Below are 10,372 nucleotides of genomic sequence, written 5' to 3'. Positions count from 1 at the left end.
CGCTTACCGCTTACCGCTTACCGCTTACCGCTTACCGCTTACCGCTTACCGCTTATTCTGTGGTCTAATGATATTAATAATAAATGGAGAACATACATGCTCAAACAAGAATTAGTGGACGAACTCAATATTTTGCTGCATTACAATCTGACGACGACACTCGAGGGAATCAAAATCCATAAGGATGCCGATGCCTCTGTAATCGATGCAGTAGCGCGTTTGTACCAAAAGGGCTTAGTAACGCAAGCAGATGGCGGATATTTGACCGACCTTGGTCGAACGGCAGCCGAGCATGCGCAAGCTTGTCATATTATTCTTACCTCCGGTTGAGGTTGTTGCTTACGGGGTTTCAGGAGGCTTAAACGATGAAAGTATTTTTATTATTCTCCGGTAGCGGCACGATGGTTGTGATGACGGATCGTTCGCAAGTCGACGATCCGTCTTTTTTAGCGGTGCTGGCAGGCAAGGGCGTCGAAAAGTTTGTGGTCTATGAAATTCCGGTGCCGTTAGCCAGAGAGCGTTATGGACATCATTTCGAAAAGGCCGAACAAGAATTGAGTGCGGATCGTCCTTTACGAGTGCTCGATTATAACGGCGAACGCGCAATGCGTTTGTTTCGATTCGCCGAATTGGGCGCTGTGGTCATGCATGAGCCGGAAGGATATACGGAGCAAAAAAGTTTTTGATGGCCCCGTCTCTTTTATTTCAAATGCGCTTGTCGCTTATGTATGTCCTACAAGGCTAATTTCTCACGCCGATTGACTCGAAGTCTGGTGATTTGATTGCGGTTCTTGTATAGTTCGCCGCTTTTTTCCGGATATAAACTATGGTGAAAACCGATGTCGTCGTAATCGGTGCGGGCGCTTCGGGGTTAATGAGCGCCATCGAAGCAGGTAAGCGCAAGCGCAATGTGAAAGTGTTGGAATTAGCCGCAAAGCCCGGTAAAAAGATTCTGATGTCCGGAGGCGGACGCTGTAACTTCACCAATTATTCGGTTGAGCCGGACAATTATATTTCACATAATCCGCATTTTTGTAAATCGGCCTTGAGTCGATTTACACAATGGGATTTTCTGGATTGGGTTCAGCGTTATCGCATCCCTTATCACGAGCGAGAATTCGGTCGTTTGTTTTGTAACGACAGCGCTAAGGATATTCTTAACATGCTGTTGACCGAGTGCGATTCGGTCGGTGTCGACATTAGTTTGAATACCCACATTGAAGCCATTGAGCATCGTTCCGATGGACAATTCCTGATTAACACCAAGCTGCAAAATTATTTATGCCGTTCGCTAGTGATTGCTACCGGCGGTCTGTCGATTCCTAAAATGGGAGCGACGCCTTTCGGCTATAAAGTCGCCGAACAATTCGGTATTAAAGTTTGGCCGACCTCGGCGGGCTTGGTTCCGTTTACGCTGCAACCGGACGACAAGCACCGATTATCCGAACTTTCCGGTATCGCACTGTTATGCCGGGTGAGTTGTTTAGAGCAAAGTTTTACCGAGAATTTGTTGTTTACCCATAGGGGATTAAGCGGTCCGGCGATGCTGCAGATTTCCAACTACTGGCGTCCCGGACAGTCATTGACGATCGATTTGTTACCTGAGACCGATCTTGCCGAGCATCTTTGGCAGCTTAAAACGACAAAGTCTAAGGCCGCGTTAAAGACCGTGCTAGTCGAATTGTTGCCGAAACGTTTAATCGCCTGTCTAATCGAAGAAAAGTTGCTAAACAGTAATATGGCGGATTTATCGACTGCTAAAATCGATGTTATTACTGACTGTATCAGCCATTGGACGATCAAACCGAACGCGACGGAAGGCTACCGCACCGCCGAAGTGACGATTGGCGGCGTCGATTGTAACGCAATTTCATCGAAAACGATGGGCTGCCATGATGTGCCGGGTTTGTATTTCATTGGCGAAGTGCTCGATGTGACCGGTTGGCTCGGCGGTTATAACTTTCAATGGGCATGGTCGTCGGGTTGGTGTGCCGGGCAATATGTTTAAGCGGCTTGAAACCGATGATATCGTCCCCATAGTCCCGGATACTGCATCCATTGAAAAGATTATTAGTAATTATTCAGCATAAGTCATGTATGAGAAGGTGTCAGGCATTGATTTATAAGGCTGTCTGCAACAGGACGTTGCAGTCAGAGCTTACAGGGATGTATTCACCCAGCACCTAAATACCATAATCCATTTGCTATGATAAACAATTTTGGATTATTTAGGTGCTGGGTTCACGCGTCCTTAGAAATCAATGCCTGACACCAACCTACCGCATGCGCTGAATAGTTACGATTATTATTGTTTAAATCATCATGAAAAAGTTGTTCAACAAAAGTTTAATCACGAACTTGCTGGCGGTTTTGATCGTTGTTACCGGCTATGTGTGCCCGGTACAGCAAGATTTAATGAAAGCGGTCGGTTTTTTTGCATTGTCGGGTGCGATTACTAATTGGTTGGCCGTGCATATGTTGTTTGAAAAAGTGCCGTTGTTATATGGCTCCGGTGTCATCCCCAATCGCTTCGAGGAGTTTAAATCGTCGATCAAGCTTCTGATGATGCAGCAGTTTTTTACCGTCGAAAATGTCGAGCAATTTATCGAGAAAGAAGAGCGGGAGGGCGGCAAGGTTTTGAATTTAGAACCGATACTAAATGCGGTCGACTATGACCGGGTTTACGAGGGTCTGGTGGCTTCGATCATGAATTCTTCGTTCGGCGGCATGTTGATGATGATGGGGGGAGAAGACGCATTGAAGCCGCTCAAAGAGCCTTTTACAGAGAAAATGAAGCTTATTTTAACCGAAACGGTTGATTCGGAGCGCTTCAAAGAAGCTTTACATCATAGCTTGGACGCTCATAAGATTGGCGAGGATATTGTCGTCAAAATCGAGACGGTTATCGATAAGCGCTTGAATCAATTAACGCCTCAGCTAGTCAAGGAGATCGTGCAGACTATTATCCGTAAACACTTGGGCTGGCTTGTAGTTTGGGGCGGTGTTTTCGGCGGCTTGATCGGTGCCGCATTCAGTTTTATATAATCATGAGCGGCATTCAGTTACATTACGAAAGCTTCGGTGAAGAGGGCGCGCCGCCAATGGTTATCTTGCACGGCTTCTTAGCTTCGTCTCGCAACTGGAGGCAAGTTGCCAAGCGTTTATCCCAGCGATTTCGTGTTTATGTGCCGGATCAGCGCAATCATGGTGCATCGCCCCATGCCGAGCGCATGGACTATCCGCTGATGGCATCCGATCTGGCGACATTTATGGATCGTCTGAATTTAGAATCGGCTACCTTGCTTGGACATAGCATGGGCGGCAAGACCGCGATGTGGTTCGCGCTCAACTATCCCGAGCGGGTGTCGCGTTTGTTAGTCGCGGATATTGCGCCGGTCGCTTATCAACACAATTTCGATCGTATTATCGAGGCGCTTGACCGCTTGCCTTTGGCATCGCTTTCGAATCGTAAACAGGCTGACGATTTTTTGTCTAAGGCGATTCCCGATATTGGCTTCAGGCAATTTTTATTGCAAAACTTGATATTGCGGGATGGACAGTATGCTTGGCGCATCAATCTGGATTATTGCCAACAGTCGGCCGATTATATCGTCGGTTTTCCTTCCGTCGAGGGAATGGAGGGGTTTGTCGGAAAGGTATTGTTCATAACCGGAGAAAATTCCACTTATTTTCGGCCCGAAGCCGTTCCGGCATTGTTCCCTAACGCGGCTGTCGCAACAATTGCGAATGCCGGGCATTGGTTGCATGCCGAACAGCCCGAGTGCTTCGTCAAGGTAGTCGAGGATTTTGTCATGGATCAGTTTAAATAAGGCTATGTTCGCGTTAGCAGTTGAAACGGTTCTCTTTGCTACTAAATAAGCCATTTAGGAAATAGTCTATGATTGCTTTCCAAAACACTGAGCGTGGAAGAGGGTACGATTACTCGCTTGGCAGGACGCCGTGAATACATCCATGTAGGCTTGACGGCGGCTTTCCCTGCCGCCGACACCTGTCAATCGAGCAACCGTACCCTCCTTACAACCATTAGCGCGATATTGAAAAAAAGAAAGTTACTAAGAGTTGTATCCTTGGATTTCATGTTGGCTTTCAGTTTATAAAGTATCAACTATTAACGCATACATAGCCTTAAATAATCCGCCTAGTTGCCGATATTATCTGTATATGGATAAAAAACGACCGGGTTATGAATATGAAACTTTTTAGTGGGTTGATTGTATTATTATTGATTGTTTCGACTGCCAAGGCTTATGCCGAGTTTTACGAAGTGCCGATGATGGATGCAAAATGGGACGTTGAAAGCGCTCAATCGGAATGCCTTCTTAAACAAACCGTCCCCAATTATGGCGTGGCGGTGTTCAGCCATCGATCCGGGGCTGCGTTAAAATTCTCATTGCAGGAAAGACGAGTCAAGGACGATATCATTAAGGCGAATGTCATCGAAGCAACAGCGCCATGGATACATAGCGAGTTGGCGTCACCTAATCATGCGGTATATTTGGACGGTGCAGCGCATGGCCGAGATTTTGATCGACTCAGTGTCTATGGAAATGCAGCAGAAGATATGCTCGATGCATTATTGCGAGGTAACGCGCCGACCTTTGTCTACGTGCGGGCATCGACGGTCTTAGATATGCGCGAAATTAGGGTGTCGGTATCGCCGATTAAGTTTTTGGAAAGCTATGATGATTTTGTTCAGTGCCGGGAAAAATTGTTACATAGTCGTTCAAGAGTAGTTTATTGAAAATTTGCCTTATCAGGATTATTTTTGCTGATACCCCTAGATCAAAATTCGGCAACGGGGTGTTCGTCAAAGGACGCCGTGAACCCAGCACCAAAATTATCCAAGAAAATTATCCACAGACAATGGGTTATGAAATTTAGGCGCTGGATGAATCCGTCCATGCTCTATGCCAGCACCCGGGCCTCCTTAGGCACTGCCAAAATTCGAAGTGCGAAAGGTATAAACAACCATCAGTATTGAATCTAACCGGCATTTGACAATAAAAAAATTCCAGTCATGCTTGATTGCCGAGGGCGATCAGTGTGCTATTGGTTAATAATTGTCCAAGAGTATTAAAAACGGGTTAAAATGCTCTGCGAATTAAGTTAGACTTACTGAAAAGTATTGGTATAGTGTATTCATAGTTTATTTAGGCTAGCTAAAAATAATAAGGAGAAAGCGGATGTCGAAAGGGCAAAATTTGCAGGATAATTTTTTAAATACACTCAGAAAAGAGCATACCCCTGTATCGATTTTTTTAGTGAACGGAATCAAGCTGCAAGGTCGTGTCGATTCGTTCGATCAATATGTCATTATGCTAAAGAACACGGTCAGCCAAATGGTTTATAAACATGCCATTTCAACGATCGTTCCAGGAAAGCCCGTAAAAATCACCCGTGATAACGAACTCATTGAAGATTAACGATACAAGGAGCGCTTGATTGTTTGAGCGTCCAAATGCCGGTGAACGGGCCGTGCTCGTTCACCTCACCTTACATACTTCACCCGAAGACCTTTCGGAATTGAAAGAATTGGCTAAGTCGGCGGGCGCCGATCCGGTTTATGTGTTGACCGGCAGTCGGCAAAGCCCCGATTCGAAATATTTTATCGGTACCGGCAAGCTTGAGGAGCTCAAGCAGGCTATTAGCGATTATTCGGCCGATATCGTCTTGTTTAATCATCCTTTGTCACCAAGCCAAGAGCGCAACCTCGAAAAAGCGTTGGAAGTTCGTGTGGTCGATCGCAATGGTTTGATCTTGGATATTTTTGCGCAGCGGGCGCAGACTTTCGAAGGCAAGCTTCAAGTCGAATTGGCTCAATTGCGACATTTATCCACTCGCCTGATTCGCGGCTGGACGCATTTGGAGCGGCAAAAAGGCGGGATCGGCTTAAGGGGGCCCGGCGAAACACAGCTCGAAACCGACCGCAGGCTTTTGGGGGGGCGGATCAAGCAAATTCAACGCCGCTTGAATAAAGTTGCCAAACAGCGACATCAAGGGCGAAGTAAACGTAAAAAAGCTGAAGTTCCATCGGTTTCGCTGGTCGGTTATACCAATGCGGGGAAGTCGACGCTATTCAATACATTGACCGGCGCGGAAATTTATGCGGCCGACCAGTTATTTGCGACGCTCGATCCGACTTTGCGCCAATGCGTATTGCCTAATAATGCCGAAATTGTCTTGGCCGATACCGTCGGATTCATTCGGCATTTGCCTCATGAGTTGGTTGCCGCTTTCAGATCAACATTACAAGAAGCTAGCGAGGCTAATCTACTTCTGCATGTGATCGATGCTAATGCCGAAGACCGCGATGAAACTATCGCCCAGGTCAATCAGGTTTTAGAGGATATCGAAGCGGATGAAATCAGACAGCTGCAAGTGTTTAATAAAATTGACCTTTTGCCGGATATAGAGCCGCATATCGATAGGGATGATGAAGGTAATGCTCTGAGAGTCTGGTTGTCGGCCGAAACCGGTGCGGGTATTGATTTGCTTTATCAGGTATTAGCCGAAATTTTTGCTTCCAGCAAAGTGCGACGACAGATCAATCTTTTGCCAACTCAAGGCGACGTTCGAGCGAAGCTTTTCCGTCTGGGGACGGTCCTCGAGGAAGAAGTGAGCGATACGGGAGGATGGGATTTACTAGTCGAAATCGATAAAAAGCATTTGGGTGTTTTGAAATCGCTTGATAAGTTGGAGGCGTAGTATGAATATTCTTATCTCGATAGGTGGGTTTGTACAAAGGCGGTTTTTTTAGGATAATCGCCGACTTGATGATTATCCATATCCAAATGTTTTTTGCTCTTTTCGTGTTCGCGGTTTTTATCGGAAGCAGTCAATAACAATAAGGGTAAAACATGAGAGCCAAAAATAATTTTTGTTTAAATTTATATGTTTATTAAGTGATTGAAGCGGTTGCGAATGTTGATTATTCGTATCGTCGATTTTTTATTTTACTGTAATAGACGTCTTTTTAATGTTTAATTTAAGAAAATCCAAATGGAGCATAGCTATGTCCTGGAATGAGCCTGGCGGCGGTAAAAAAGATCCTTGGAGCGGTCGTGGAGGAGACGATAAAGGTCCTCCGGATCTGGATGAAGCGATCAGAGCGCTTCAGGAAAAGATCGGCGGAATTTTTGGCGGCGGTGGCGGTGGCGGCAGTTCGCCGGGCGGATCGATGAAAGGTTTCGGGTTTCTTGTTGGAGGCGCTGTCGTTCTATGGGGGCTAAGCGGCTTTTATATCGTCGACGAAGGTAATCACGGCGTCGTTACGCGTTTCGGTAAATATACCGAAACGACGCAAGCCGGTTTGAATTGGCACATTCCTGCTCCGATCGAAAGCGTCGAATTAGTAAATGTCAGACGACAACGTTTTATCGAAGTCGGTTATCGTAGTGGCGGCTCTCAACAGACTTTAGGATCGGTGCCGAAAGAAGCATTAATGTTGACTAAGGACGAAAACATCGTCGATGTCCGTTTGGCTGTGCAATATCAAGTCAAGGATGCGAAGGATTTCCTGTTCAATGTCGTTAGCCCTGAGATCACACTAAAACAGGTGACCGAAGCGGCTCAGCGTGGAGTGGTTGGGTCGAGTAAAATGGACTTTGTCTTGACTGAAGGACGTACTGAAATTGTGGCGCAAATCAAGGAGGAAATTCAAGATGTCATGGATTCTTATGAATCTGGCGTCCAAATAACCAGTGTCAACTTGCAGGATGCTCAGCCGCCTGAGCAAGTTCAGGGTGCGTTTGAAGATGCGATCAAGGCTCGAGAAGATCAGCAGCGTTTGATCAATGAGGCGGAAGCATACTCGAACGATGTGATACCGAAAGCGCGCGGCGCCGCGGCAAGAAAAATGGAGGAAGCCGAAGGTTATAAGCAGCAGGTGATAGCTCGTGCTGAAGGTGAAACCAGTCGTTTCTTGGCATTGCTCGGGGAATATAAAAAGGCCCCCGAGGTGACTCGCAATCGCTTGTACATCGAATCGATGCAAAGTGTATTGACCCATTCGAATACCGTTTTTCTCGATGTAAAAGGCGGTAATAATTTGATGTATTTACCTTTGGATAAATTGATTAAACAATCTCCAACGGAAGAATCCGCGCCAAAGCCTCAAACCGGCAGCGTGACGCAAACTAGGCCGCTCGATCCGGTTTTTCGAACTACTACTCGCGGTCGTGAAGGAAGGGGACGCTAATGACTTTGAATAAACTTTTAATCGGTGTGGCCGCAATTCTATTTCTTGGATTGATGTCCATTTTTACCGTATCGGAAACCGAGAAAGCGATTAAATTCAAATTGGGTGAAATCGTCAAAGACGACTACGAGTCCGGCATTCACTTTAAATGGCCAATCGTCAATAATGTCAAAAAATTCGATAGTCGTATTCAAACGATGGATACCACGCCTGAGCGTTTTTTGACCGCCGAGAAGAAAAACGTCATCGTCGACTCTTTTGTTAAATGGCGTATAGGTAATGTCAAGGCGTTTTATACGGTAGTTGGCGGCGATATTAATCAGGCCAATTTAAGACTGGATCAAATCATCAAGGATGCTTTTCGTAGCGAATTCGGTAAACGCGATATCACGCAGTTGGTCGCGACCGACCGAAAAATCATTCGGGAAATCTTGATTGATAAAACTAGAGAGATCGCGGCGGATTTAGGTCTCGATATCATCGACGTTCAAGTCAAGCGTATCGATTTACCGTCTGATGTCAGTAGCTCGGTGTTTAGAAGGATGGAAGCCGAACGTGAGCGGGTAGCCAGGGAGTTTCGCTCTCAAGGTTCCGAAGCCGCTGAACGTATTCGATCCGATGCCGATAGACAACGTGTCGTAATTCTTGCCGAAGCCTTTAGAGAGGCCGAGAAGCTGCGAGGCGAAGGCGATGCGATTGCGGCCGATACTTATGCTAAAGCGTTTACAAGAGATTCGGAATTTTACAGCTTTTACCGTAGTATCAATGCTTATAAAGATACCTTCAGTGATTCCGACCGATTGATGGTCATCGATCCGGAATCGGAGTTCTTTAAGTACTTCAAGTCTCAGAAATAAAGATTGGTAAAATTTATTGTTCAATCAAGTCGATTGGACATTTGACAGAACTAACGCTCCGTCTTTACGGGGCGTTTTGTTTGAGTGGGTATGTAAAAAATGCAACAAAAAAATACTTGGCTTTTGCCCGACGGTATCGAAGAGGTCTTGCCGGCTGAAGCCAAGCACCTGGAAACTCTTAGGCGCAAGTTATTGGATGTCTTTTCGTGTTGGGGATATTCGTTAGTCATTACGCCAATGATCGATTATTTGGATTCTCTGTTGACCGGGTCCGGTCATGATTTGGATCTCCAAACTTTTAAATTAACCGATCAGCTTAGTGGTGAAATGTTAGGTATTCGTGCCGATATGACGCCGCAAGTTGCGCGTATCGATGCACATAACCTTAATAATTGTACGCCTGCCCGGTTATGCTATGTCGGAACGGTATTGCATACGCTTGGGGATCCGCTGGAAAAAACTCGTAGTCCCATGCAGATCGGTGCGGAACTATACGGTCACGAAGGCCGTGAGAGCGATATCGAAGTGATTTCGTTGATGTTGGAAATGTTGGCGATGTCAGGTTTGAAAAACGTTCATCTGGACTTGGGGCATGTCGGTATTTATCGAGCCTTATCGGAACAGGCTGAATTGACCGATGCCGACGAATCGGCATTGTTCGATGCGTTGCAGCGAAAAGCGCGACCGGAAATCCGAGAACTCATCGAAGGATTGGCTCTCGATGAACAACTGAAATCAATGTTGCTCAAGTTGTCGGAACTCAATGGTGGTTACGAAACCCTTGAGCAAGCACGAGCCGTGTTTGCCGATGCCGGCGATGCCGTAAAACAGGCCTTGGCAGATTTGCAAATGATTGCCGATCAAATGGCGGTCGCTTTTCCTGATTTGCCGTTGAGTTTCGATTTGGCCGAACTCAGAGGATATCGCTATCATACCGGCGTCGTGTTTGCGGCTTTCATGCCGAGCGTAGGGCGCGAGATAGCTAGAGGCGGACGCTACGACAATATCGGCGAAGTCTTCGGAAGAGCTCGGCCTGCTACGGGCTTCAGTGCCGATTTAAAATTATTGTCGGTTTTGAGTAAGGACATTATTCCGCTTGAGCGACCGGAAATTATTTTTGCCCCCGCTTCCGAAGACAGGGAGTTGGCCGAAAAAATTCGGGATTTACGTGCCGAAGGTCGTACCGTGATCCGTGAATTACCCGGACAGACCGAAAACTACAAAGAGATTGGATTTACTTCGATCTTGGAAAAAAATAATACCAATTGGATTGTTAAGGCTATCGCTTAATTTTGGA

Annotated in this window: 11 protein-coding genes; all 11 read left to right on the top strand. The window is 46.2% G+C overall.

Going from position 1 to position 10,372, the window contains the following annotated elements:
• On the top strand, positions 1 to 330 hold a 330-nt coding region (locus tag ACRJJO_RS18730; protein WP_431067137.1), incomplete at its 5' end, for a TIGR02647 family protein.
• A 35-nt stretch (positions 331 to 365) separates the two neighbouring features.
• Positions 366 to 686, top strand: a complete 321-nt coding sequence (locus ACRJJO_RS18725; RefSeq protein ID WP_431067136.1) for a hypothetical protein — start codon at positions 366 to 368, stop codon at positions 684 to 686.
• Between the two features lie 140 nt (positions 687 to 826).
• The gene (locus ACRJJO_RS18720; RefSeq protein ID WP_431067135.1) at positions 827 to 2,008 is read left to right on the top strand and encodes an NAD(P)/FAD-dependent oxidoreductase; all 1,182 of its coding nucleotides are present in this window, start codon (positions 827 to 829) and stop codon (positions 2,006 to 2,008) included.
• A gap of 314 nt (positions 2,009 to 2,322) precedes the next feature.
• On the top strand, positions 2,323 to 3,045 hold the full coding sequence (locus ACRJJO_RS18715) for a DUF445 domain-containing protein (RefSeq protein ID WP_431067134.1): 723 nt from the start codon (positions 2,323 to 2,325) through the stop codon (positions 3,043 to 3,045).
• Positions 3,046 to 3,047: 2 nt separating this feature from the next.
• Positions 3,048 to 3,830, top strand: a complete 783-nt coding sequence (locus ACRJJO_RS18710; protein ID WP_431067133.1) for an alpha/beta fold hydrolase — start codon at positions 3,048 to 3,050, stop codon at positions 3,828 to 3,830.
• Positions 3,831 to 4,210: 380 nt separating this feature from the next.
• Positions 4,211 to 4,762, top strand: a complete 552-nt coding sequence (locus tag ACRJJO_RS18705) for a hypothetical protein (protein ID WP_431067132.1) — start codon at positions 4,211 to 4,213, stop codon at positions 4,760 to 4,762.
• Between the two features lie 442 nt (positions 4,763 to 5,204).
• Positions 5,205 to 5,444: an RNA chaperone Hfq gene (gene hfq, locus ACRJJO_RS18700; protein WP_125220321.1), complete on the top strand. Its 240-nt coding sequence runs from the start codon at positions 5,205 to 5,207 to the stop codon at positions 5,442 to 5,444.
• Positions 5,445 to 5,463: 19 nt separating this feature from the next.
• The gene (gene hflX / locus ACRJJO_RS18695) at positions 5,464 to 6,726 is read left to right on the top strand and encodes a ribosome rescue GTPase HflX (protein ID WP_431067131.1); all 1,263 of its coding nucleotides are present in this window, start codon (positions 5,464 to 5,466) and stop codon (positions 6,724 to 6,726) included.
• A 307-nt stretch (positions 6,727 to 7,033) separates the two neighbouring features.
• On the top strand, positions 7,034 to 8,218 hold the full coding sequence (gene hflK, locus ACRJJO_RS18690; RefSeq protein ID WP_431067130.1) for an FtsH protease activity modulator HflK: 1,185 nt from the start codon (positions 7,034 to 7,036) through the stop codon (positions 8,216 to 8,218).
• Entirely contained in the window at positions 8,218 to 9,075 is an 858-nt protein-coding gene (hflC, locus tag ACRJJO_RS18685) for a protease modulator HflC (RefSeq protein WP_431067129.1), read from the top strand. Before hflK ends, hflC begins: the two co-directional genes overlap by 1 nt.
• Before the next feature lie 99 nt (positions 9,076 to 9,174).
• Positions 9,175 to 10,365 (top strand): ATP phosphoribosyltransferase regulatory subunit, encoded by a 1,191-nt coding sequence (locus ACRJJO_RS18680; RefSeq protein WP_431067128.1) that lies wholly within the window; start codon positions 9,175 to 9,177, stop codon positions 10,363 to 10,365.
• The last annotated feature ends 7 nt before the right edge of the window (positions 10,366 to 10,372 follow it).

The organism is Methylotuvimicrobium sp. (assembly GCF_050611805.1).
In the GTDB taxonomy this organism is placed as follows: Bacteria; Pseudomonadota; Gammaproteobacteria; order Methylococcales; family Methylomonadaceae; genus Methylotuvimicrobium.
Note: the sequence above shows the minus strand (reverse complement) of the source record. Positions and strands in the feature narration are given on the sequence as shown.